This is a genomic window from Vibrio sp. Y10_XG_PY6, from assembly GCF_024181795.1.
GTDB lineage: Bacteria > Pseudomonadota > Gammaproteobacteria > Enterobacterales > Vibrionaceae > Vibrio > Vibrio diabolicus.
Map to the genome: position 1 here is coordinate 343134 of NZ_JAMZAQ010000001.1, position 22775 is coordinate 365908.

Consider the following 22775-nt stretch of genomic DNA (forward strand, 5'->3'; position numbering starts at 1 on the left):
TCATGTCAGAACTAACCCCCCAAGTCGCCGGAAATACAGCCATGACCTCCGGCTCAGCACAGACATTTTCTACTGCGAATAGCATGGACGATGTAACAACGAAGCTGAAGCAAATCTGGTCGAGTAGCCAGAGAAACCTAGTGTTATCTGCCGTACTCGCTGCGATTGTTGCGGCAATCATTGTGGTCGCTCTTTGGAGTTCCTCACAAAGCTTCCGTCCACTGTATAGCCAACAAGAACGTTTTGATATCGGAGAGATTGTCTCGGTATTAGAAAGTGAAGGTGTGAGCTACCGTATGCAAGAGCAAAATGGCCAAGTTCTTGTGCCAGAAGGCGAAGTTGCGAAAGTTCGCATGTTGCTTGCGTCAAAAGGTGTTAAAGCCAAACTGCCGACAGGTTTGGATTCGCTTAAAGAAGACAGCTCTCTCGGTACAAGCCAATTTATGGAAACGGCGCGTTACCGTCATGGTTTAGAAGGTGAGTTAGTACGCACTATCATGTCTCTGAATTCAGTGGCGAATGCGCGTGTTCACTTAGCTATTCCTCGTCAAACCTTATTTGTTCGTCAAAACAGCGAGAACCCTTCAGCGTCAGTGATGCTTGAGCTGAAACCTGGCGAAGACCTCAAGTCTGAGCAAGTTGAAGCAATCATCAACTTAGTGGTTGGTAGCGTGACGGCGATGAAGCCTGAATTTGTATCTGTTATCGACCAATATGGCCGTTTACTCAGTGCTGATGTTGCTTCGGCGGAAGCAGGTAAAGTCAACGCAAAATATCTTGAATATCAAAAGAACGTTGAGAAGCAGATCATTCAACGCGCAGCAGACATGCTTACGCCAATTGTGGGTCCGAGTAACTTCCGTGTGCAAGTCGCTGCTGATATGGACTTTAGCCAAGTTGAAGAAACGCAAGAGATTTTGGATAACGCACCTGTCGTACGTAACGAGCACACCATTCACAACAACTCAGTTGACCAAATTGCGCTAGGCGTACCAGGTTCTCTAAGCAACCAACCGCCGGTAACTGGTGAAGAAGTAGAAACGAACGACAGCCAAAACACCAACGCACGCTCTGAAGTAAACCGTCAGTATGCAGTGGGGAGTAGTGTTCGTCGTACTCAATACCAACAAGGTCAAATTGAGAAAATGAGCGTGTCGGTACTGTTGAACTCGAAAGCCTCTCCGGATGGTGTTGCTTGGAGTGAAGCAGATAAAGAGCAGATTTCAAATATGATCATGGATGCTGTCGGTATTTCTGCGGCACGAGGCGACAGCTTAAGCTTGATGAGTTTCAACTTTACTCCAATTGAAATTGATGCGCCTCCTGCGCTGCCGTGGTGGCAAGACCCCACAGTACAGCAGCCAATACGTTACGTTATCGGTGGTTTGTTAGGCTTGGCGATGATCTTCTTCGTACTACGCCCATTGATCATGCACCTCACAGGCGTTGATAAGCCAGTACCAGAGTTAGACTTTGCAGAGCCGCAAGAAGAGCCTGATTACGACAACCTGCAAACGCGTGAAGAGCGTGAGCATGAAGAAGTGCTTGATCGCCGTCTATCAGAAAAAGGTATCTCAGCCTCTTCCGGTTTAGATGTAAACAGCGACATGCTGCCTCCAGCCGGTTCGCCACTAGAGATTCAATTGAAACACCTACAGCTTATTGCCAATGAAGAGCCAGAGCGCGTAGCCGAAATACTGAAACAATGGGTAAACATCAATGAACACAGTTCCATCAAAGCAGACGCTTAGTTATGTAGAACAAACCGCGCTCGTGCTATTAGGCATGGGCGAGGATGCCGCTGCGAAGGTTTTACAGCACTTTAGCCGTGATGAAACCCAGCGGGTGACTCGTGCAATGGCGAAGTTGAATGGCATTAAGAGCGATTCCGCTCGCGGCGTTATTCAAACTTTCTTTGAAGACTTTCGTGAGCACAGTGGCATTCGTGGAGCTTCTAAAGAATATTTGTCCAATACACTACGTAAAGCATTGGGTAATGATTTGGCAAAAGGGCTGCTGAATACGCTGTATGGTGATGAAATTCGCAACAATATGCAGCGCTTACAGTGGGTGGAAGCAGAAACGCTTGCTCGTTTCATTGTGAATGAGCACCCGCAAATGCAAGCGATTTTTCTTGCCTATTTGCCAGCCGATAGCTCTTCAGCGGTGTTGAAGCACCTGCCACAAGATTACCATGACGAAATCTTGTTCCGAATTGCTCAGCTGCAAGACATCGATCATCAAGTTGCTATTGATTTGCACGAGCTCGTTGAGCGCTGCATTGAAAAAGTATCTGCGAGCCAAAGCACACCGCTATCTGGTGTCAAGCAAGCTGCTGACATCATTAACCGCTTTGAAGGTGATCGCGGGTCGTTGATGGAAATGCTGAAGTTGCATGATGAAGATGTCGTTAATGCCATTGAAGAGAATATGTTCGACTTTATGGTTCTTGGTCGTCAGCGTGAAGAAACCATGGACATGCTGGTGCAGCAGATCCCACTAGAATTGTGGGCAGTTGCACTTAAAGGTTCAGAAATTACGTTACAGCAAGCCATTAAACGTTCTATGCCTCAGCGTATGGTGAAAGCACTGGAAGACGATATGGAAGCGCGCGGGGCTGTTGCGCTAAGTCGTGTTCAAAAAGCGCGTCAAGACATCATGCAAATGGTGCGTGAATTGGATGAATCTGGTGAAGTTCAGTTGCTTCTTTATGAAGAGCCAACGGTGGAGTAACGTCATGGTAGAGACAAAATCAAGTACGATGCGACTGCCGCCGAGTGGATACCGTTTGCACCGTTTTCCGCCTTTGGCGCAGCCTAAGGCTATAGAAGACGAATTCGGGCTAGATAACCAAGGTTGGCAAGAGCCGCAAGTTGATATTCAACAGCAGCTTGAAGCCGGTTTTCAACAAGGTTTACAACAAGGGCATGAGGAAGGCTTACGTCAAGGTATCGAGCAGGGTAAGCAACAAGGTCTACTAGATGGGCAAAAAGAAGGCTTCCAAAAAGGCTTTGTGTCTGGTGAGCAGTCAGGAAAACAGAGTTTTCTAGAGGCGGCGAAACCCGTGAACGAGCTCTTTCATGCGCTGTCTCGCTGGCAAGACGAAAAAGAGCAACAGCAACGCCATATGATTTGTGAGCTGGTACAAAAAGTGGCTCAGCAAGTGATTCGTGCTGAGCTCACTTTAATGCCTCAACAGATCCTTGCCTTGGTGGATGAGACATTGTCTGCCATGCCAGGCAAAGCGGAAACCGTAACCGTGCATTTAAATCCGCAGGATTTAGAACGAATTACTCACATTAATGCTGATCTGCCACAATCTTGGAAGCTGGTGGCTAATACGGAACTTCCGATTGGTGGCTGCCAACTAGTGACCGATGATGCAGAGGCGGATGCAAGTTGCGACTCTCGTTTAGAAGCCTGTATGGACAATGTAAAACAACACCTTTTGGATGAAGTTAGTATTCCGCAGGTAGAATCAGAGCATGAGTAATACCTTAAGCCATGAGCTATTGAGTGAGCGTTTGAGCGAAGCATTGGCTTCGCTCGATTCAATCCCTGTTGCTCGCGTGACAGGGCGCTTGATTAAAGTAAACGGCTTAATGTTACAAGCCGTTGGGTGCCGGTTTAAACTGGAGCAGCGCTGTCTCGTAGAAACCGCAGAAGGCGACATGATCGAAGCGCAAGTGGTGGGCTTTGAGCACACTATTGCTTACCTAATGCCTATTCGGCGCTTAGGTGGCTTATTTGCTGGTGCGAAAGTTATTCCTCTGGACGGTGACAGTACCGTGCAGTTAAGTGCTCAGTGGTTAGGGCGAGTGCTGAATGGTTTAGGTGAGCCGTTGGATGACGGGGCACCGCTTAAAGGGGGAGATCGTGTTTCACTTGAACCAAAACCGATTAACCCATTGAAGCGACGTCCTGTTGATACCCCACTCAACGTTGGGGTGCGCGCAATCAATGGACTCTTGACCGTCGGAAAAGGTCAACGCATTGGCTTAATGGCGGGCAGTGGTGTCGGTAAAAGTGTTTTAATGGGGATGATCACCAAAAACACCGAAGCCGATGTGATTGTGGTCGGTCTTATTGGTGAGCGAGGCCGAGAGGTACGCGAGTTCATCGAACGAAACTTAACCCCAGAGGCGCGCAAGAAGGCGATTATCATCGCAGCTCCTGCTGATGAATCCCCGCTGATGAGGTTAAGAGCCACACTGCTTTGTCATCGCGTTTCCGAGTATTTTCGAGACCAAGGCAAAGATGTTCTGTTGTTGATGGACTCTCTCACTCGATACGCCATGGCACAGCGTGAAATCGCTCTTTCGCTTGGCGAGCCTCCGGCATCTCGCGGTTATCCGCCCTCTGTCTTCAGCGTGTTACCGCAACTCCTTGAGCGTGCGGGCAACAGTGAAAATCAGCACGGTAGCCTAACCGCAATTTATACCGTGTTGGCGGAAGGGGACGACCAGCAAGATCCTGTCGTGGATTCTGCGCGTGCTATCTTAGATGGGCACGTTGTATTATCGCGTCAACTTGCCGAGCAAGGGCACTATCCTGCCATTGATATTAATGCGTCTATCAGCCGTTGTATGAGTACCTGTACACAGGAGGCGCATAGCACGATCGCGAATAATTTCCGCCAGATGTACTCCAACTATCTTCAGGTGAAAGAACTGCTGCCGTTAGGAGGCTATCAACCGGGGCAAGATCCTGAATTAGATCAATCTGTTGCTATGTATCCAAACTTACGTGCGTATTTACAACAAGCAGCCAATGAGTCAGTGGATTACCCAACCAGTTTGACCGAGCTCGCGCAGCTTTTTCAAAGTGCTTAACCAAATGGGAGTGGTATCGTTGAGATGAAATCCAAGTTAAAAGCAGTGGGTAAGCTGCAACAAATGGAAGAAAAGCAACGTGATCGTGTGGGTCAACAACTTGATGCCATGCGTCAACGTCACTCCCATCTTTCAATGCAGTTGGAACAATTGTCAGCATTGAAAGGCCATGCGGGACAATCAACCAGAACTGTTCCAACACTGACAAGCGCAGCGCTGATGAACTTTAATCGTGTCGATCAAATGCTGCAAAAAATGCTTCGCCACCATGAGCATGAACAAGCCGTCATGCAAGCGGAATGCGCGTCTGTACAAAAAACGCTGGAGCACAAACACGCTCGTGTTCAAGGGTTAGAAAAAGTGCTCGAACGATGGCGTACTAAGCAAAATTATGAAAAAGCGAAAAAAGAGCAAAAAATAATAGAAGACATCATCAACTCTCGTGTTAAGCGCAAGATATTATGATGTCTTATCGAAGCTCTTTGGAGCGCGAATAATTTCTGCGGCGTCTTAGCCAACCAAACCAGCCTCCAAGTATGATCATCCCTGCGCCAAGTGCGCCACCACTACTGCCATTATCCTCAAAGCCAGATGTGTTGGTATCTTCTGGTTCAAAGCCGGAATCACCTTCACTATGATAATCTTCTGTGCTTGCTAAGAGAGCATTGTAACGCGTTTTCACTCCCGAGCTGGTTTGGGCTTCAATCCATGTTGTGTAATTTAGAACCTCAGTAAACACACTCGGAATCGCAGCGGATTCACAAACAGAAGAACCATAGCTTACAATACCGATTTGTTGATACATTCCGTTGTTGTCTTGATAGGTGAGAGGGCCACCAGAGTCACCGCTGCAAATACCGGTATAACTGCGCTCAGGAAACCCATTGGCACATAAGCTTTCTTGAGCATTAAACCCCGTCACTAAAGAAGCACATTGCGCATCGGTGAGTGGTTTTACTTCCGCCCATCGCAAATAGTTTGGTCCATTTTCATCGTTGGTCGAGGTTTGCCCTAAACCGAATATCTGATAAACCGATTGGCTGCTGTAATCACCAAAATCTTGCGGCAACGTAATGGATTGAACGTTGTCGGTGATCGGGTGGGTAAGTTCAAGTACGGCGATATCATTAATCCATAAATCACTAGGCTCGTAATTTGGATGAATAGTGATAGAGCGAACATCTTTGAATTCCTCAACAAACACATCGTTCATTGTCGGGTTTTTTACTAAGACTCGCAGATCATTGATTGTCCATCCGTCAGAAAAAACACTCGGCTCTACACAGTGAGCGGCGGTTAAAATGAAGCGGTCATTAACAATCGTGCCGCCACAGATGTTGGCAAATTGATTAGCGCCAGTTTTGTGTAGAATGAGTCGTGCGAAAAAGGGCAATTGATTTTGAGTGGCTTGCTGGCCGCCTATGATTGCCGTTGAGATGCCTTGCTCTGAATGAGCGTCTTCACTTTCAGCGACTGCACTCATGGGTACTGCGAGGCAGAGTACGCTTAACCATATTTGATACCGCTTCATAAACCATCCTTGGATGAAAAGTGCTCTTTCTAACTTTATACTAATTTTTCAATGAATGTGCTTAACAAAAGGTTTCTTTAATTGAATGATTGTTGCAACCACGAGCGCAGAAGGTGAAACGATTCCAGCTTTAGCTTGTGTGGTGGGCAAACAAAGTAAAACTGTTGGTTAGGATTAATGACGGGTTTACCCAGCTCGATTAACTGGCCATATTTGATGTCATCTTTCACAAACAAGCGATGAGTCACCAATAAGCCTAAACGACGAGTCGTCGCCTGCACGGCTTGTATCGACATATTAAAAGTGATTGGTTTTTTGCTTTTAGGTCGCAGGATGCCAGTCGCATTCTGCCACACGTTCCAGTCATTTTTTCTTCGTTCGTTAGTGACTTCAATGATGGGATACTGCTTTAACAGTTGAGCGATATTTGAGTCATTCGTCTTAGCTATCAATTCAGGGCTACACACCAAAACCAGTTCATCTTCACTGAGCTTTTCACAGTAATAATCTTGCCATTCCTCGGTGTTTCCATGCACGAGTGCTGCGTCGATGCCTTCTTGTTCTAGATTAAACCTGCCAGACAGGTTGGATAAACGAACGTCTAATTGCGGAGCAAAGTCCTGTAAACTCGACATTCGCGGAATCCACCAATGCAGCGCCAAGGAATTCACCATATTAAGCGTAATACGTTGCAAGTTTTGGTCTTGGATTAGCGCTTCTGTGGCATCGACAATTTGTTCTAAAGCTGGCGCAACCTTTCGATAATATTTTTTACCGTCAGCATTAAGTTGAACTTGTCTGCCTACGCGATCAAACAGAGGTTTGTTGACCTGAGTCTCCAGTGATTTTATCGCCTGACTCACCGCCGAATGACTCACACTTAATATCTGCGCTGCTTCTGTCATGCTGCCAGATTCCGCCACAGCGACAAATGCATAGATGGATTTTAGAGGGACTAATTTACGCATATTTTAGAAACCATAACATGATGAGAGATAAGTTAGCCTGTAAGTTTTTCTTACATTAATGGTTAATATTACTCGCTATTTACAATAAGTGATATCTCATAAAATACTCCATATATTAAGGAGTATCGAATGAATGCAGTAAATAAATCTATTCTTTTCATGCTGATGTCTACGTTAAGCTTATCTGTTACTGGGTTGTTAGCAAAGCAGTTGACAGGTGAACTTTCCGTCACACTGTTTAGTTTCTTACGCTTTTTGGCTCCTGCACTTATTTTGCTTGTCTTACTTCGTTTCAAAAATCTTACCTTTCCTAAAGCGGGGACGTTAAAACCGATTTTGCTTCGCGCCTTCTGTATCGGCTTATCACAGTTGTGTTTCATCGCGTCACTACAAACGTTAACGCTGGTAGAAGGGGTGGTATTGTTTGCCACTGGCCCATTATTTATTCCTTTGGTTGAAAAGCTGTTTATGGGAGGCCACATTCGCGTTTCAACATTGGCGGCTTTAGTAATGGCGTTTACTGGAGTGGTTATGTTGGCGGGAGTTGGTGGGGAGTTTACTTGGCGCTCGGATTTATTACTCGGTCTAGCTGGTGGACTCTTCAATTCCGGCTCTCAGCTTACGCTATATAAAGTGAGTAAAACTGATATGTCGCCATTAGAAATCAACTTTTGGGCGTTTGGGTTTGCTGCCGTATTTCTGTTACCGCTAACGTTGTTTAACGACATCGATGTTTTCCTCAAAGCCAATGTGATGGAATCTACTGTTTCTTCTAATATGCTGTGGCTCGGTGTGATGTCCCTGATGATCATTAACACCCAAGTTTTCCGCTCCAAAGCGTATCAACTGGCAAGCAGCGGCTCTCAACTTGCACCACTTATTTTTACTAACCTACTGTTCACCGCGGTTTGGCAGAGTGCGTTTTTCGATGACCGAATGAGTCAAAGCCAAATTATCGGGATGAGTTTAATCGTGCTCGCAACCATACTGAACACATGTTGGGTTCGCTTTACGGCGCATCGTGGTGGTAGGTTACAAGCGAGAACTTCTTAGCCTGTCGGAAAATAGAGGATTAAGTAAGGCAAATCAGAGGTGAGGTTTGATTTTTTCTGACAATGAACTAGCGTCAAGAAAGGTTCAGGGAGAGAAATAATGCTTACGCTAAATTATTACGTTGAGATTTCAGCTACACCGCAACGGGTGTGGGAAGTGCTAACCGATGCTGAGTTATACAAACGCTGGGCACAGGCTTTCTCACCCCAGTCTCAATTTGATGGGATATGGGAAGAAGGGCAAGACATCACTTTTTTTGATCCCGATATGGGCGGAACGCGAGCGACTATCGATATCGTGCAACCGCAACAGCATCTTGAATTTCATCACATTGCCATTTTTAATCCGGATAATAGGCAGCAATTGGATGGAGATTTAGCATCTAAATGGATTGGATCACGAGAGATCTATCAGATCGACACCAACAGTGATCGTTTGTTACTCAATGTCACCATTTATACGCACAGCGACTTTGTTTCTATGTTTAATCACGGATGGGAAAAAGCGTTGCCCCTAATAAAAGCCATCAGTGAGGAGCAAGCTTAAGTCTGATACTCATCTTGGGCTGACGGTACGTCACGTGTAGGTATACAATAGCACGCAAGATAGCGCACCTAAGAGAGTGGATGATGGAATTTAAAGTTGATACCCATACACATACGTACGCCAGTGGTCATGCGTACAGCACCTTGATTGAAAATGCAAAATTGGCGAAAGAGAACGGCTTGGATATGTTCTGTACGACCGATCACGCAGAATCAATGCCGGGCGCGCCGCATTACTGGTTTTTCTCCAACCAAAAAATCCTGCCTCGATTTTTAGACGGTATCGCGATCATTCGGGGTGTGGAATCCAACATTCTTAATACCGAAGGCGACATCGATATTCCGCTGAGTGTCGATCGTAACCTAGATTGGGTTATTGCAAGTTTCCATGAACCTGTTTTTCGTCCTGCAAACAAAGAAACTCATACGGAAGCGCTCATTAATGTGATTCAAAGCGGTCGTATTGATGCGCTTGGCCATCTTGGGAATCCAAATTTCGACTTTGATTTTCAGGCCGTTTTAACGTGCGCGAAAGAGCATAATGTTGCGATTGAAATCAATAACACCACGCTAAAAGGGAATAGCCGAGTGGGTAGCGTAGACCGTTGCCACGAGATTGCACAAATCGGTAAAGATCTCGGTGTCTTCTTCACAACGGGAAGTGATGCGCATTTCTGTCATGATGTTGGTAATCTGGATTTGGTTGGAGAGCTAATGGATAAAGTGGGTATCGATAGCAAAAAAGTGATTACTCACACCGCTCAGCAGTTTTTGTCTTTCTTAGCTCTGAGAGGCCGTAAGCCAATTCCAGAGTATGACGACATTCGCAACGCATAAACTTGATTACATTTTAGGTATGCACCTGGCGTAAGATTGCTTTACACTGAGACCCGGAAATACTCAACTAAGCTAGTTTGTCGCCTTTTATGGCGTGGGTTACTTGGGTAAATAAAGCCGACACAGAATTCGGCACTATAAATGGAGAAGTGAAAATGTTACGTCCTTTAGTCCTAGGGTGTGCGATTGCGTTTGGCTCAACATACGCAATGGCAGAAGCGGTTGACTTAAAACAAAACATGAAGCAGATGAAGATGGAATTCAAACAGGCGGCAGAAGCGTCGGATGTTGAAACCATGAAGTCTGCAATTGATAGCTTGCAAGCAATCGTCGAGCAATCTAAGCGCGGCAACTATCCACCAGAGAAATTCGATACCTACTTAGAAGGCTTTAATAAACTAACGGTAACGTTAGACAAGATTGAGGCAGACTTAGACGCTGGTAACCTGCAAGACGCGAAAGCACAATTACGTGAAATTGATAGCCTACGTGAAGAATACCACGACAAGCGTAACCCAAGTATTTGGAGTAAGCTGTTCGGCTAATCGCGATAAAAGCTGACAATAGAATATGAAAATAGCCTGCCGTTTTGGTGGGCTTTTTTGTGTCTGTCAATTGCGTTATTGAAGAAAAGCTGTGAGGTGGCAACCACTTATTGATCCTGTTTTTGAGCTAGCACTCAGAATTAGTTACGCTGAATTAAATTTGTTAAGTCACCGTTATGCGTAGATTAATTCCTTTTTATCGCTCCATGCTATTTGCTAGTGCTCTAAGTTGGGTGCTAGTGACGCTGATGCCTGTTATCAATGCTCATGGTAACAGCATGGGCGTGTGGGCGACGCTATGTACGCTTAATGGTTTTGAATTGGTTCAAATCGAAGAAAGTGACAATGCCGTCAGCCATAAAGGCAAACCTTGTCCTTTTAGCCACTTTTCGACTTTTCATCATGATTCACTTCCAACTACACCAATACTTCCACAACTGAGCTTGGTCATTTCTGAAAGCTACACTTTTTTGGCTCTAAGTGTACGATTTGAAACGCCAGTTCCTCGTGCCCCACCAAAGTTAGCGTTGATAAACCTCTAGCGGCAAGCCATCTGGATCTTTGAAAAAGGTAAACGCTTTGCCTGTAAATTCATCGATGCGAATGGGCTCTACCTCAATTTCTCTCGCCTCTAAATATTCTTTAACATGCTCGACATCATCCACTTGAAAAGCAAGGTGGCGTAACCCCTGAGCTTCAGGAAAGCTCGGTCTCTCTGGTGCGTCCGGAAAGCTAAATAGTTCAACTTGGCTACCGTCAGGCAGAGCAAGGTCAAGTTTGTACGAGTCTTTGGCTTTACGATAATTTTCAGCAATGACTTTTAGCCCTAACAATTCGGTGTAAAAGCGTTTTGACCTTGGATAATCACTGCAAATGATCGCGACGTGATGAATGGCATTAAACATGGTTAGCCTCTTCAAACATGGTTAGTATCCTCAAGCATGGTTAGTGTCCTCGGAGACTAAATGCTCCTTAACGAAGTCGATAAACACGCGCAGACGAGCAGGCATGTATTTGGTTTGCGCATACTGCATCGCGATAGCGCCGTGGTAGTTACTCTTTATCATCCAATCCGGTAGCACCTCTACCACTTCTCCTTGCTCTAACGCGTCTTTGATCACGAAGTCATGGAAGATCCCAATTCCCAAGCCAGACTTAACCCCGTTCAAGCGCATTTGAGAATGGTTGACGGCGTAACGCCCGCTCACTGCAATGGAGTGGAATGCTTCCTCTTTAAAGAACGACCAGATGTTGTCTTTGTCGTTCTCGGCAAGGTAAATACAGTCGTGTTGCTCAAGCTCGGTTGGGTGCTCAGGCATACCGTGTTTGGCAAGGTAATCTGGAGAGGCACACAAAACAAGATTGGTCTTGCTGATCTCTTTGAGTACCAGATTCTCATCGGGTTTGTCGGTGAGCTTAAATGCGACATCAATACCTTGGCGGAAAAGATCAATCTCACCATCTGCTGCACGCAGCTTAAGCTGAATATTTGGATAACGCTCTAGGAATGGCAACACAAATGGTTGAAGCACCGAGTTAAGAAACGCTTCGGGTGCAGCCACTGTGAGTGCACCCGTGGGCTCGGCATGATCTTCAGCCGATAATTCAACCGCTTGCTGCGCCGCATTCACCATGGCGATGCTTTGGTCGTAAACCTTTTGCCCGGCTTGAGTGATGATCAACTTGCGAGTCGTTCGCTCGAACAGTTTCACTGAGAGGGCTTGTTCTAACCGTGTGATCAACTTACTTAAAGCCGATGGCGTCACGCCAAGCTGTTTGGCTGCAGCGGTAAAACTGCCCTCGTTTACCACTAAGATAAACGAAGCAAGATCAGGAAGTAAGGCAATGAGTTTTGGATTAACCATAATTGTTCAGTTCTGCGCAGCGGAATAACGATATTGTCTGGTACGGTTTCACGAGGTTCAAGTGTCACCGTCTCGCTTTAACGATATTTTGCCAAAAATGCATTGAGTGCAGGCAAGCCAGATTCACCAGTATGGTATTGCTGCCAACAGTGATAAATGGCCGTTTCGTGGTCTGCAATCAACTCGATAGCTTCTCGTTCAGCGATTGAATACTGCTGTGAAGCTTTCACTTCTTCATGCCACTCTCGATACTTGACCTCATAAGGTTCTACCCATTTCAGAAGAGTCGCCACCAACTCTTGCCATGGCAAACCAATCCACTTGGTTGCATCTGCCAAGCCTTTATCCAGCATCTCTTGGTGTCGACTTTCGATATCCATGCCATTTGTCAGCAGTACAGGTTTGAGCTTTTCTGCGGTGAGCTTTTCCACTTCAATCAAGGTTTGCCACAGCGTTTGTTGTTCACTTTGGGCGTAATGGTTCAAGTAGTGGTTGAAAAAAGCGATGCCGTAGATTTCGCCATAGTAGGCAGACAGAACGTTATGAATCATGGTGAGAATCGTGATTTAAACAGGGAATACCGCATTGTAGGAGGGGAAAGCGCGAAGTGTAAACTCCTGATTAAGAGTAAAAAAGTGCTGCTGACAGAATTCGTACAGAACTTGTGAGAATTTTATGAGAATTCGATGAAGTTGCTGATAGATTTGCTCGTCATTCTTAGAGGCAAGAACGCAAAACGTTCGAAACGTAATGCTTAACCTACTCAAGTCACGAACAAAGAAGTAAAGCCGTACACATGGGCTTGGGTAGTTCAACCCTCATTAAAGGATGGAATCACAATGAAAAAACGTACCCAACTCGGACTCGTCATGACTTCAGTCGCTATGGCGCTAGGCTCTGCATCAGTGAATGCGGCGGAATTGGAAATCACCGTGACAAACGCAACCAAAGGCATCTACTTTACGCCTCTTATTGTTGCCGCACATGGTTCTGAGCTTCAAATGTTCAGAACGGGTCAAGCAGCAACGCCAGAACTAGAAGCAATGGCAGAAGGCGGTGATATCTCTGGTCTTGCTAGTGTGATTGGTAACGCAGGTGGTGCGGTGGTTGAGAATCCTGCTGGTGGCATTTTGAATCCGGGTGTTGCAACCACCTTCACCTTGGACAGTGGCGACCACGGTTATCTTTCTCTGAGCGCTATGTTGCTGCCAACCAATGACGGTTTCGTCGGTCTAGATAGCTGGAAGATTCCAACGGAAGCGGGTACATACCGAGCAACGCTAAGAAGTTACGATGCTGGTACAGAAGCGAACGATGAGCTTGCGTCTAGCATGCCAAACCCACCTTTCATTACCTTTGGTACTGGCGGCACAGGCGTTGAAGCAACGGTAACTAACGATAAAGTCCACGTGCATCCGGGTAACCTTGGTGATAGCGACCCAACTGGCGGCATCAGTGACCTAGACAGCAGCAGCCATCGTTGGTTAAACCCAGTCGCAACCATCACAATCGTTGTGAAGTAAGGGGGATGTATGAAAGTCAGAATCTTACTAGTAGCAGCTTCAGTCGGCTTGCTCGCCGGTTGTCCAAGCGATGATGATAACGACGTAGTGAAATCGTACCGCTACACTGTCAACGTGGCGAACTTGACTGCGAATCAACCAATGTCTCCGCTCGCTGTACTCACTCACAATGGTGACTACCAACTGTTTGAAATTGGCCAAGCCGCATCTGTTGAACTTGAGCACCTTGCCGAAGGCGGTAGTAACGCTGAGCTGATTGAGTTGATGAACAGCAATGACAGTGTTTACCAAGGTATTTCGGGCAATGGATTGGTGTTGCCGGGTGCATCGGACGAAGTCACCATCACGGTTGACCCAAGTCGTTACGGTTACTTGTCTGTGGCGTCTATGTTCGTGAATACCAACGATGCCTTTGTTGGCGAAACGGGGCTATCGCTCAAATCGCTCGCAGTGGGTGAAAGCTATGAAATGAGCATGAACGTTTGGGATTCTGGCACGGAACTGAACGATGAACTTGCCGCAACCATTCCGGGCCCAGCAGGTGGCGGTGAGGGCTTCAATGCCGCTCGTAATGACAGCAGTGACGTTGTTGCATTCCATGCCGGTGTTGTTAGCCACGATGATGGATTAGCAAACTCAGCACTTTCTGCGAACCATCGCTTCTTGAACCCTGGTGCGAAAGTCACCATCACTCGAGTCGAATAAAACAGGCTCCGATGACGTCTCCTTTCCAAAGTGCTTGTACTAAGCGCATCCCTCATGGCGTCATCGGAACCTTTTTTGAAAGGATTTCTGACCTGTTCCGGTCATGTGCAAAGTGAGGATACTTGAAGGCAAGGAAAGGACCATGGAACAACAGGCAATCAATTTAGTCGCGAACATCTTGCTGGTGGAAGATGACGATGATTTGGCAGAACTGGTTCAGATGCATCTCAAGTTTCAAGGACACCAAGTATCGCGAGCCACAAATGTCGCCGATGCTAAAACGCAATATCAGCAACACCCCTTTGATTTATTGATCCTTGACCGAGGTTTGCCAGATGGTGATGGCCTAGACATCTGCCATTATTTGCGTCAGCAACAAGATTGGAGCCCAGTGCTTATGTTGACAGCAAGAGACGGCGAAATGGACAAGGTTGACGGTTTAGAAGCGGGCGTTGATGACTACATCACTAAGCCATTTAGCGTATTAGAGTTCCAAGCGCGAGTACGTAACGTGCTGCGCCGAGTCAGTCAAACCGCAGAGGCCAAAGTAGCAAATGAAGTCCTCGACGAAGCGATGGATTTTGGTCCGCTAAGAATCATTCCGGAGTTGCACCAAGTATCCCTAAACGACAAGGATGTCACTCTTACCGCGACAGAGTTTACTTTGCTGCAGTTTCTCGCGACTCGTCCGGGCAGAGTCTACAGTAAAGATGAATTGCTCGATCACGTATGGAACACCAGTCATTCTGGTTATCACCACACGGTGTGTAGCACCATTAACCGTTTACGCAGCAAATTGTCTTTGTCTGATTCAGATCATCACTTCATCCAAACCGTGTGGGGCGTTGGGTATAAGTTTCAACCAAGACACTAATGCAAAAAAGCAAGTCAAAACATCAAGCCAAGACAGTAAGTCGGCAGTTGTTTCACCATCATTGTTCAATCATTACGGTTGTTTCAAAAACATCGCTGTTTAAGGAGGCGATAGGATGAGCTTCAAATCTCGCTTAGTGGTATTTACCAGCTTGTGGTTTTGCCTCGCGGCGGTGGTGATTGCACTGACTTACAATTGGCAAAAAGAGACCATTGAGTTACGCACTAAGCAAAGCCTGCATAAAGAACTAGCCAGCCACATGCGTGACGATAATCCGCTGATGATCGGGACGGATTACAACCCTAAAGCGCTTAAGTCGATCTTTCATACGCTCATGTTGATCGGCCCTGATTTTGAAATCTATTTCCTCGATAGCCAAGGCAATATTACCACCCATGCTGCGCCAGATGGTGCAAAGCTTATGGACTCGGTGGATCTGAACCCCATTCAGCAATTCTTAACCAACGAACCGCTTCCCATATTAGGCGAAGATCCTCGTAATCGCGGTGAACACAAAGTGTTTTCTGTTGCGGCGATAGAGGAATTAGGCTCTACGGTCGGTTATCTCTATGTGGTGATTGGCAGTACCCGACATGACGCCATTGCCAATGCGCAAGTCGATACCCCTTACATCGCGCTGGCAGGATTGGTCTTAGTGTCCATTTTAGGCTTTGCTCTCGGGGCTTATGTGCTGGTCAAACGTAGCCTCTTGAACCCGATTGAGCGTGTGACCAAGCAACTTCAACAGCAAGCCGAACATGATTTTCACCTGCAACCTGACTTTACTGACCAAGTGCCGGAGCTCGTGCCGATTGCGCACTCTTATCAGATGATGGCGAAGCACATTCAGCAGCAGTTTTTACAGTTGGAGTATCAGTCTTCTCATCGCCGTCAAAGCTTATTGCAGCTCAGTCATGATTTAAAAACGCCGTTATCGAGCGTGCTTGGCTATCTGGAAACGTGGCGTTTGCAGCATCCGGGATCCGATCCGCTGATTGATATCGCGTTCCGAAATTGTGAGAAGCTCTCAACTCAATTGCACTCTTTATTAGACGCCGCGCGTAAAGAGGAACCAATGCCAAACTATGAGTACCGCCCCATAGATCTTGGCGCGTTGATGGCAGAATGTGCCGAGACGATGCAGAGCCAGTTTTCTCGTAAAGAAGTGGTGTTGAAAGTGGATATGGATAGCAAGATCCAAACTGTGGGTGACAAAGGACTCTTAGAGCGGTTGGTATTGAACCTGCTTGAAAATGCGTTGCGTCACAGCCCAATCGGCTCGGAAGTGCATTGCCAAGCGCATTTGAGTGAGGATAAGTCGCGAATCCTGTTCACTTTTGTCAATCGAATTGATAAAGATGCCGTCGGGGGCGCATTAGGAATTGGTACAAAGATAGTGCAGTCAATTTTAATGTTGCACCACAGCTACTTAGAGACGTGCGAGACGGACACTGAGTATCAACAAAAATTCGCACTTCTCGCTACTTGAGGAGAAGCGCGAATTTGGCTTATCGAATGACTACTTAATAACGCCACATACAACGCGCGCACCGCCGCCGCCTAATTTAGCAGGATGGTCGGAATGATTGTCACCACCAGCATGAATCATTAATGCTCGGCCTTTTAAATCTGATAATTTTAGGCGAGGCGCGACAACGGGCTGATTAGCATTGCCATGCATGTCCACGTAGAGTGGAGGCAGGTCGCCTAAATGATTGTCATCGGTCCAAGGGTAGCCATGTTTCCCTGTGTTGCTGGGGTCATAGTGACCACCTGCTGCACCGCCAAGGACGGTTTTGCCATTCTTCTCCGCGCTATCGCACGATGGATTGGTGTGAACATGGAAACCGTGCACCCCTGATGACAAACCTGATAACTGAGGCATAAATACCACGCCATAGTCACTTTGTGAAATCTCAATGGTGCCAGCGCTCTTCTTGCTGTTGAGATCGGTCATCGCGACAGTCTGCGCAAGTACATTAGGAGCGGCTACGAGAGTGGCAGCAACTGAAATGCATAGCAATCCTTTTAACATGGGACTTCCTTCTTTTTGGTTGTACGCTCAAGCACATATTAGTGAAAACTTCTCTTCCTTATGTCTGTTGAGCGGTGGGTTTATGTCAGAGAGTGATGTGTCTCACTCTATGGTCTTAAACTGGTATCTATCTGCGAAACCAGTTCTCCTTTATTAAGACTTAACATATTGAGATTGTTCAGATATAAAAAGAATAGACGTCAATCAAAAAATAGCCTGAATATTTTTAAATTAACGCAAAGTTAAATTTTTAATGACTTTATAACAAAGCTCATAATTGTTTTATAAAGAAGTTGTCGGAATTGTCTTCTATAAAAAATAATCAATTTAATGAATATTTTAATGTGAATATGGTTGTTTATAGGTTTGTGGTCAAACTGTTGCTTATATCATCAAATAAGATAAAAAATTGGAACTAAAGTCACTTAATGGCAGAGGAAAAAATTAAACTCTGGTTTTAATGGGTAATAATGTTTTAGTAACAGATAGTTACGCACTTAAAATTAATAATATGGCTAATTTCCGACAAGGATTGAAAAAGATGAAAGACAAGGAATCTATTCAGACTAATAGCAGCCGCCGTAATTTTCTGAAAGGCGCAACAGGAGCTGTTGTTGCTGGTGTGAGTGCTTCCGCTTTCTCGGGCGCAGTTCAAGCACGAGAACAGAAAATTGATTGGAGCAGCCGCGGGCTAGGTAGAAAACACGATAAGCGCTTTTGGCGTAAAGTGCAACGACAGTTCGTTTTGGATAAACGTACGACTTACATGAACATTGGCACAACGGGTTCTATGCCAAGACAAGTTCTTCAAGATTACGAGCATAACAACAAGTTGGTGGCTAAGTATCCTTGGGATATGAAGGGCAAGTTTGGCTCTTGGCCTTATGTCTCTGAGATGGTTCAAGAAGTAGCGCCTGGCTTTGGTGCTAACCCAGAAGAAATCATTCTCAGCCGCAATACTACTGATGGTCTATGTTCGATCATTAACGGCTTACACTTTGAACCAGGTGATGTGATTTTAACGACGCACCATGAGCATATGGCAGCGACATCACCGATGAACGTCGCAAAACATCGTTTTGGCGTCGATGTTGTTGAAATTCAACTACCAGTATTTACCGGTACTGAAGACGTTTCTGAACAAGATTACATCCAAGCTTTCCGCGACGCGCTTGATGCGCATCAAAACGTTCGCCTCATCATGTTCTCTCATATCACCTATAAAACGGGAACGGCGTTACCAGCCAAAGCCATTTGTGCTTTAGCGAAAGAATATGGTGTGCCTACGCTTGTAGATGGAGCGCATACTGTCGGTATGTTTGACCTCGATTTCCATGATATGGATTGTGATTTCTATGCAGGTTCTGGTCACAAATGGCAGTGTGGTCCTGGCGCAACCGGTATTTTGTACGTACGTGATAACGCCAATCGCTTGAATGAGTATTGGAGTGATCGTGAAAACCCGTTGTGGTTGATCAACTCTTCACTTTCTCATGCTGATTACTTAGGCAAACAATTACAGATGCAGTACATCGGGAACGACAACTATCCTGCGAAACAAGCGTTAGTTGATAGCTGCAAAATGTGGGATGAGATTGGTCGTGACCGCATTGAGGAACGTGTTCTAAGTCTTGGTAGTTTGTGTAAAACCTTACTACAAGAGTACTTGCCACAAGCCCAAATGTACTCGCCAAACGTGGAAGGTTTAACGAGTGGCTTAACCACAGTTAACCCATTCTCTGATGTGACGAATGAAGACATATTGACTGAATTCAGAGATCGTCTGCGTGAAGAATATGGCTACATCATTCGAACAACCAGCTTTAAGCTGCATAAAGATGATGACTTTGATACTTACGCACTCCGTATCTCCACGCACTTGTTCCATGACGAGCAGGATGTTGAAGGGCTCGTGGTGGCGATGACGAATTTGTATTACTCGTCGTTCTAACATCGTTGTTTATCACTCAAGCGCCCGTTATTGGGCGCTTTGTGAAAGGTAAGGATATTATTATGTCAGTCAAAACATTCAAAAGAACTTTAGCGGCGATGGCGCTTATGGCGGCCTCTGTTATGTCCTCTTCCGCTTGGTCAGACGACTTACAACAGATTCGTGATCGCGGAGTGTTGCGCCATATTGGTGTGCCGTACGCTAACTTCGTTTCTTATATTGAACAAGGTGAAGTGGAAACCTTGACTGGCTTAGATGTAGAGATAGTAAAAGGCTTTGCCAAGTCGTTGGGCGTTAAGTACCAATATGTTCCAGCTCAGTGGAGCGATATGGTCGGTAAGCTGACGGGCCAAGATGTTCAATACCATAATAAGCAAGCCGTCGTGGGAGAAAGTGTTCCAATCGAGGGGGACTTGATCGCAAATGGCGTTACCATTCTTGACTGGCGTTCTGAAGTTTTAGACTTTTCACAAGATTACTTCCCGTCAGGCGTTTGGTTAGTTTCCAGAACAGATTCCACGCTGAGTCCGATTAAACCCAGTGGTTCGGTTGATGAAGATGTAAAAACCGTCAAGCAGCTTATTCATGGTCGCGAAGTGTTAGCGTTGGAGCACTCTTGCTTGGACCCTAACCTTTATGACTTATATGACACGGGCGCAAAAGTCATACTGCCTGATGGGGCTCGTCTTCTTAATGAGATGGTGCCAGCGATAATGAAAAATGATGCGGAAAGCACATTACTAGACGTCGCCGATACGTTAATTGCATTAGAAAAATGGCCAGGTGAAATAAAAGTCATTGGTCCAGTATCCGAAAATCAGAAAATGGCTGTTGCATTCCGGAAAAACTCGCCGGAATTACGCAAAGCATTTGATCGTTATTTAGATTCAATAAAGAAAGATGGAACCTACGAAAAATTAGTAAAAAAATACTATCCATCTATTTACTACTTTTATAACGATTACTTCATAGAAGATAGTAAGAAAATCCGATGAAAAAGGCCGTTAAAAAAATATCCAGTAAAAAATTTATTGCAATAAGCGCAATATTAGTCTCTATTTATTTAGCTATGCTTATTGTTGTGACAAGTTTGGGACAAAATAAATTAAAAGAATCCCAGCATAGGGAACTCGGTTTAAAAGTAAAAAGTTACGCAAGCACACTCGATAATTTATTTACCATTGCCAGTGAGGATGTTGATAATTTATCTACAGATAAAACAGTACAAACATTCTTTGCTAATTTAGCCTCTGGCATGTCGATGGAGTACGGATTAGGAGCGAGTTTAATTAACTTGAAGCGTCGTTTCGATGAAAAGATAGATGGTAAGTTAATTAATAGCAGCCAAATCTATAAAAAGCTCACACTGGTAGGCAGTGATGGCACAACGATTGTCACGACAGGCTATGAAGACAACACAGAGCAGAAGGTGGATATCCAAACCTTAATGACTCAACATGGGCATCCCGAAGAGGTTTGTGCAACTCGATATAACGACGACGTGCGTATTCAAGTCATCAAGCAAGTTAAGTTTTCTGGAAAGCCAGTTGCCTTTCTAATTGCAGATCTCAATAAAAACATTGTTATTGATCAGCTCACTAATCAAGAGCACGAAGACAGTTATAGCCGGATGGTGCTCAAAATAAAAGACGTTGAGATGGTCGTATGGGATACAATAAATAAAACGTCTTCTCATAATAAAGATGAGAATTATTTAATATCTGAAGCCGTTGATGGAAAGATATATTTTGAAGTGCCTGTTGAAAAGCATCACTTCAAACTTATGGCTTGGTTTGAGCCTTTGAGTGAGCGAGATATTTTTACATCACGGATCTTCATTCTCGGTTTGAGTATTCTTGCTGTTATGGTTGTTATTGCGCTGTGTTATGCGTTCATCACAAACAATAATAGAATTGAGTTGAAAATTAAACTTGAAGAAGAGAAAAAGCGAAAAGACATACTTTCTCAACAGAACCGAAAACTAACTAACGAAATTGAACGCCGAAAAGCGTCTGAAAAAGAACTCGCCTTCCAAGCTAAATACGATACGTTGACTAACTTGCCTAATCGCAGCTACGGTTCTGAGAGACTGGCTTTGGAGTTGATTAGAGCGTCACGTAGTGGCTCAAAAGTATTGGTCATGTTTATTGATTTAGACCACTTTAAGCAGATTAACGATTCAATGGGTCACTTTGTTGGCGACGAGATCCTTAAACTTAGTGCTCAACGACTGCATCAAGTCGCGAGAAAAACAGACTTACTGGCGAGAATTGGTGGGGATGAGTTTTTATTAGTGATTCCTGACTTGCCTGATAATGACACCGCGAAGCGCGTTGCTTCAAGCGTGCTTTCGGCGTTTAACGATCCATTTGTATGGAACAACCATGAATTCTTCTTGAGTAGCAGCGTCGGAATGTCTGTATTTCCGGATGATGGAGATAATGCCGAGCAGCTCCTCGCCTGTGCTGACATGGCGATGTATCGCGTGAAGCAAGATGGACGCGATGCCTTCTGCTTTTATAACCACAATATGAACCAAGACTTGCAACGCTATTTGGATTTGGAAAATCGACTAAGAAATGCCATCTCCAGCCAATTACTAGAGTTGTATTATCAACCTATTATTGATCTGAGCAGTGGTAAAATTGTTGGCGCAGAAGCGTTAATGCGTTGGAATGATGAGAAGTACGGATTCGTAAATCCTGAAGAGTTTATCTCTATTGCTGAGAAAAATGGCTTGATTCATCAAATTGGTGAATTCGCTATCCAGCAAGCGTGCCGCCAAGCGGCGCAATGGCAAAGTCTGACGCCGCTGTTTGTTTCTGTGAATTTCTCCAGTGTTCAATTTAGGTATTGTGATCGCTTACTTGCGTTTATTAAGAAGAGCCTTGAGGAATCTGGTCTTCCATCAGATAAGTTCGATATTGAGGTGACAGAGAGCCTTCTCTTTAACCACGACTCAGAGCTATTAGACATGCTCAATAACTTAAGAGCGTTAGGCACTAAGCTTACCATCGATGACTTTGGTACTGGCTATTCTGCGTTGAGTTACTTACAGAAATTTCCGTTCGATCGCCTTAAGATTGATCGCAGCTTTATGCAAAATATGTTCGAAAACGACTCCGATCGTGAGCTCGTCAACGTGATCATTGCAATGGCGAAAGCGCTGAACCTTAAGATTGTTGCTGAAGGCATTGAAGAACAGCGTCATGTCGATTATCTAAAAGACTTAAACTGTGAGTTCGGGCAAGGTTTCCACTATAGCCGCCCGTTACCAGCCAAAGACTTTGAAGCACTACTTAAACAACCAACTGGGCTATAACTCCTTTTATTACAATATCATAGGAAAGCATTAATTAAATTCGTGCCTTGGATTCATTAATGCTTTTCCACCTTAAGGGATAATCCTTCTTCCTTCCTTGAATTACACTACAATTAATTGATGAGTGATAGCCCGTGATGCCCGTCACATAAAGGCTCAACCTAATTCTAAACGAGTAAATACTCGCCA

Annotated in this window: 23 protein-coding genes; 17 read left to right on the top strand and 6 right to left on the bottom strand. The window is 45.2% G+C overall.

From position 1 onward, the window contains the following. Positions 1 to 2 precede the first annotated feature (2 nt). Genes fliF through fliJ form a run of 5 tightly spaced genes read left to right on the top strand, consistent with a single transcriptional unit; the run spans position 3 to position 5297 of the window. The gene (gene fliF / locus NL644_RS01545; protein WP_031780427.1) at positions 3 to 1751 is read left to right on the top strand and encodes a flagellar basal-body MS-ring/collar protein FliF; all 1749 of its coding nucleotides are present in this window, start codon (positions 3 to 5) and stop codon (positions 1749 to 1751) included. Continuing rightward, on the top strand, positions 1720 to 2733 hold the full coding sequence (locus NL644_RS01550; protein ID WP_005394839.1) for a flagellar motor switch protein FliG: 1014 nt from the start codon (positions 1720 to 1722) through the stop codon (positions 2731 to 2733). The genes fliF and NL644_RS01550 overlap by 32 nt, the downstream gene beginning before the upstream one ends. A gap of 4 nt (positions 2734 to 2737) precedes the next feature. Next, positions 2738 to 3493, top strand: a complete 756-nt coding sequence (gene fliH, locus NL644_RS01555; protein WP_005394841.1) for a flagellar assembly protein FliH — start codon at positions 2738 to 2740, stop codon at positions 3491 to 3493. Further along, positions 3486 to 4832: a flagellar protein export ATPase FliI gene (gene fliI, locus NL644_RS01560; protein WP_005394843.1), complete on the top strand. Its 1347-nt coding sequence runs from the start codon at positions 3486 to 3488 to the stop codon at positions 4830 to 4832. The genes fliH and fliI overlap by 8 nt, the downstream gene beginning before the upstream one ends. A 24-nt stretch (positions 4833 to 4856) precedes the next feature. Further along, entirely contained in the window at positions 4857 to 5297 is a 441-nt protein-coding gene (gene fliJ / locus NL644_RS01565) for a flagellar export protein FliJ (protein ID WP_005394844.1), read from the top strand. A gap of 4 nt (positions 5298 to 5301) precedes the next feature. On the opposite strand, the gene NL644_RS01570 is transcribed toward fliJ, so the two are convergent. Both NL644_RS01570 and NL644_RS01575 read right to left on the bottom strand, forming a co-directional pair. After that, on the bottom strand, positions 5302 to 6315 hold the full coding sequence (locus tag NL644_RS01570; RefSeq protein ID WP_253657901.1) for a trypsin-like serine protease: 1014 nt from the start codon (positions 6313 to 6315) through the stop codon (positions 5302 to 5304). A 125-nt stretch (positions 6316 to 6440) separates the two neighbouring features. Further along, a complete protein-coding gene (locus tag NL644_RS01575; RefSeq protein ID WP_006741976.1) occupies positions 6441 to 7331 on the bottom strand; it encodes a LysR substrate-binding domain-containing protein in 891 nt (296 codons plus the stop codon). 129 nt (positions 7332 to 7460) lie between these two features. Here NL644_RS01575 and NL644_RS01580 point away from each other — a divergent pair, with 129 nt between their 5' ends. From NL644_RS01580 to NL644_RS01600, 5 genes are all read left to right on the top strand, one after another. Next, complete coding sequence (locus tag NL644_RS01580) at positions 7461 to 8384, top strand: DMT family transporter (protein ID WP_114322781.1); 924 nt, start codon at positions 7461 to 7463, stop codon at positions 8382 to 8384. Positions 8385 to 8483: 99 nt separating this feature from the next. Then, on the top strand, positions 8484 to 8930 hold the full coding sequence (locus NL644_RS01585; protein ID WP_114322782.1) for an SRPBCC domain-containing protein: 447 nt from the start codon (positions 8484 to 8486) through the stop codon (positions 8928 to 8930). 83 nt (positions 8931 to 9013) lie between these two features. Beyond that, the gene (locus NL644_RS01590; protein WP_181869490.1) at positions 9014 to 9766 is read left to right on the top strand and encodes a phosphatase; all 753 of its coding nucleotides are present in this window, start codon (positions 9014 to 9016) and stop codon (positions 9764 to 9766) included. Positions 9767 to 9921: 155 nt separating this feature from the next. Continuing rightward, positions 9922 to 10311, top strand: coding sequence for a cytochrome b562 (locus tag NL644_RS01595; RefSeq protein ID WP_005394852.1), 390 nt, complete (start codon positions 9922 to 9924; stop codon positions 10309 to 10311). A gap of 176 nt (positions 10312 to 10487) precedes the next feature. Then, on the top strand, positions 10488 to 10853 hold the full coding sequence (locus NL644_RS01600) for a hypothetical protein (RefSeq protein WP_104972915.1): 366 nt from the start codon (positions 10488 to 10490) through the stop codon (positions 10851 to 10853). Here NL644_RS01600 and NL644_RS01605 read toward each other — a convergent pair. The 3 genes from NL644_RS01605 to NL644_RS01615 all read right to left on the bottom strand — a co-directional run bounded on the left by NL644_RS01605 (position 10833) and on the right by NL644_RS01615 (position 12727). Next, complete coding sequence (locus NL644_RS01605) at positions 10833 to 11216, bottom strand: VOC family protein (RefSeq protein WP_114322783.1); 384 nt, start codon at positions 11214 to 11216, stop codon at positions 10833 to 10835. The two genes, NL644_RS01600 and NL644_RS01605, sit on opposite strands and share 21 nt — an antisense overlap. A 30-nt stretch (positions 11217 to 11246) precedes the next feature. After that, positions 11247 to 12176 (bottom strand): LysR family transcriptional regulator, encoded by a 930-nt coding sequence (locus NL644_RS01610; protein ID WP_033906703.1) that lies wholly within the window; start codon positions 12174 to 12176, stop codon positions 11247 to 11249. A gap of 77 nt (positions 12177 to 12253) precedes the next feature. Continuing rightward, entirely contained in the window at positions 12254 to 12727 is a 474-nt protein-coding gene (locus tag NL644_RS01615; RefSeq protein ID WP_074190386.1) for a hypothetical protein, read from the bottom strand. Between the two features lie 288 nt (positions 12728 to 13015). Here NL644_RS01615 and NL644_RS01620 point away from each other — a divergent pair, with 288 nt between their 5' ends. The 4 genes from NL644_RS01620 to NL644_RS01635 all read left to right on the top strand — a co-directional run bounded on the left by NL644_RS01620 (position 13016) and on the right by NL644_RS01635 (position 16767). Beyond that, positions 13016 to 13699, top strand: a complete 684-nt coding sequence (locus tag NL644_RS01620; protein ID WP_085342552.1) for a spondin domain-containing protein — start codon at positions 13016 to 13018, stop codon at positions 13697 to 13699. Positions 13700 to 13708: 9 nt separating this feature from the next. After that, positions 13709 to 14404 carry a spondin domain-containing protein gene (locus NL644_RS01625; RefSeq protein ID WP_114322784.1) on the top strand — a complete coding sequence of 232 codons (696 nt, stop codon included), beginning with the start codon at positions 13709 to 13711 and terminating at the stop codon, positions 14402 to 14404. Between the two features lie 142 nt (positions 14405 to 14546). Further along, positions 14547 to 15278, top strand: a complete 732-nt coding sequence (locus NL644_RS01630) for a response regulator transcription factor (RefSeq protein WP_171058453.1) — start codon at positions 14547 to 14549, stop codon at positions 15276 to 15278. Positions 15279 to 15393: 115 nt separating this feature from the next. Then, on the top strand, positions 15394 to 16767 hold the full coding sequence (locus NL644_RS01635) for a sensor histidine kinase KdpD (protein WP_114322785.1): 1374 nt from the start codon (positions 15394 to 15396) through the stop codon (positions 16765 to 16767). Positions 16768 to 16797: 30 nt separating this feature from the next. Here the strand turns inward: NL644_RS01635 and NL644_RS01640 are convergent, their stop codons facing one another. After that, on the bottom strand, positions 16798 to 17313 hold the full coding sequence (locus NL644_RS01640; protein WP_114322786.1) for a superoxide dismutase family protein: 516 nt from the start codon (positions 17311 to 17313) through the stop codon (positions 16798 to 16800). A 541-nt stretch (positions 17314 to 17854) separates the two neighbouring features. Between NL644_RS01640 and NL644_RS01645 the strand changes: the two genes are divergently transcribed. The 3 genes from NL644_RS01645 to NL644_RS01655 all read left to right on the top strand — a co-directional run bounded on the left by NL644_RS01645 (position 17855) and on the right by NL644_RS01655 (position 22586). After that, positions 17855 to 19264 carry an aminotransferase class V-fold PLP-dependent enzyme gene (locus NL644_RS01645; RefSeq protein WP_006741963.1) on the top strand — a complete coding sequence of 470 codons (1410 nt, stop codon included), beginning with the start codon at positions 17855 to 17857 and terminating at the stop codon, positions 19262 to 19264. Positions 19265 to 19326: 62 nt separating this feature from the next. Next, positions 19327 to 20259 (top strand): transporter substrate-binding domain-containing protein, encoded by a 933-nt coding sequence (locus NL644_RS01650; RefSeq protein ID WP_046875760.1) that lies wholly within the window; start codon positions 19327 to 19329, stop codon positions 20257 to 20259. Beyond that, complete coding sequence (locus NL644_RS01655) at positions 20256 to 22586, top strand: bifunctional diguanylate cyclase/phosphodiesterase (protein WP_065646219.1); 2331 nt, start codon at positions 20256 to 20258, stop codon at positions 22584 to 22586. Before NL644_RS01650 ends, NL644_RS01655 begins: the two co-directional genes overlap by 4 nt. Positions 22587 to 22775 lie beyond the last annotated feature (189 nt).

Excerpts from the sequence above, each read along its gene's own strand:
- NL644_RS01580 (WP_114322781.1), top strand. The coding sequence starts at position 7,461 with ATGAATGCAGTAAATAAATCTATTCTTTTCATGCTGATGTCTACGTTA.
- NL644_RS01605 (WP_114322783.1), bottom strand. The coding sequence starts at position 11,216 with ATGTTTAATGCCATTCATCACGTCGCGATCATTTGCAGTGATTATCCA.
- NL644_RS01610 (WP_033906703.1), bottom strand. The coding sequence starts at position 12,176 with ATGGTTAATCCAAAACTCATTGCCTTACTTCCTGATCTTGCTTCGTTT.
- NL644_RS01640 (WP_114322786.1), bottom strand. The coding sequence starts at position 17,313 with ATGTTAAAAGGATTGCTATGCATTTCAGTTGCTGCCACTCTCGTAGCC.
- NL644_RS01595 (WP_005394852.1), top strand. The coding sequence starts at position 9,922 with ATGTTACGTCCTTTAGTCCTAGGGTGTGCGATTGCGTTTGGCTCAACA.
- NL644_RS01600 (WP_104972915.1), top strand. The coding sequence starts at position 10,488 with ATGCGTAGATTAATTCCTTTTTATCGCTCCATGCTATTTGCTAGTGCT.
- NL644_RS01645 (WP_006741963.1), top strand. The coding sequence starts at position 17,855 with ATGAAAGACAAGGAATCTATTCAGACTAATAGCAGCCGCCGTAATTTT.
- NL644_RS01655 (WP_065646219.1), top strand. The coding sequence starts at position 20,256 with ATGAAAAAGGCCGTTAAAAAAATATCCAGTAAAAAATTTATTGCAATA.
- fliF (WP_031780427.1), top strand. The coding sequence starts at position 3 with ATGTCAGAACTAACCCCCCAAGTCGCCGGAAATACAGCCATGACCTCC.
- NL644_RS01550 (WP_005394839.1), top strand. The coding sequence starts at position 1,720 with ATGAACACAGTTCCATCAAAGCAGACGCTTAGTTATGTAGAACAAACC.
- NL644_RS01630 (WP_171058453.1), top strand. The coding sequence starts at position 14,547 with ATGGAACAACAGGCAATCAATTTAGTCGCGAACATCTTGCTGGTGGAA.
- NL644_RS01570 (WP_253657901.1), bottom strand. The coding sequence starts at position 6,315 with ATGAGTGCAGTCGCTGAAAGTGAAGACGCTCATTCAGAGCAAGGCATC.
- fliH (WP_005394841.1), top strand. The coding sequence starts at position 2,738 with ATGGTAGAGACAAAATCAAGTACGATGCGACTGCCGCCGAGTGGATAC.
- NL644_RS01625 (WP_114322784.1), top strand. The coding sequence starts at position 13,709 with ATGAAAGTCAGAATCTTACTAGTAGCAGCTTCAGTCGGCTTGCTCGCC.
- fliJ (WP_005394844.1), top strand. The coding sequence starts at position 4,857 with ATGAAATCCAAGTTAAAAGCAGTGGGTAAGCTGCAACAAATGGAAGAA.
- NL644_RS01615 (WP_074190386.1), bottom strand. The coding sequence starts at position 12,727 with ATGATTCATAACGTTCTGTCTGCCTACTATGGCGAAATCTACGGCATC.
- NL644_RS01585 (WP_114322782.1), top strand. The coding sequence starts at position 8,484 with ATGCTTACGCTAAATTATTACGTTGAGATTTCAGCTACACCGCAACGG.
- NL644_RS01635 (WP_114322785.1), top strand. The coding sequence starts at position 15,394 with ATGAGCTTCAAATCTCGCTTAGTGGTATTTACCAGCTTGTGGTTTTGC.
- NL644_RS01575 (WP_006741976.1), bottom strand. The coding sequence starts at position 7,331 with ATGCGTAAATTAGTCCCTCTAAAATCCATCTATGCATTTGTCGCTGTG.
- NL644_RS01620 (WP_085342552.1), top strand. The coding sequence starts at position 13,016 with ATGAAAAAACGTACCCAACTCGGACTCGTCATGACTTCAGTCGCTATG.
- NL644_RS01650 (WP_046875760.1), top strand. The coding sequence starts at position 19,327 with ATGTCAGTCAAAACATTCAAAAGAACTTTAGCGGCGATGGCGCTTATG.
- fliI (WP_005394843.1), top strand. The coding sequence starts at position 3,486 with ATGAGTAATACCTTAAGCCATGAGCTATTGAGTGAGCGTTTGAGCGAA.
- NL644_RS01590 (WP_181869490.1), top strand. The coding sequence starts at position 9,014 with ATGGAATTTAAAGTTGATACCCATACACATACGTACGCCAGTGGTCAT.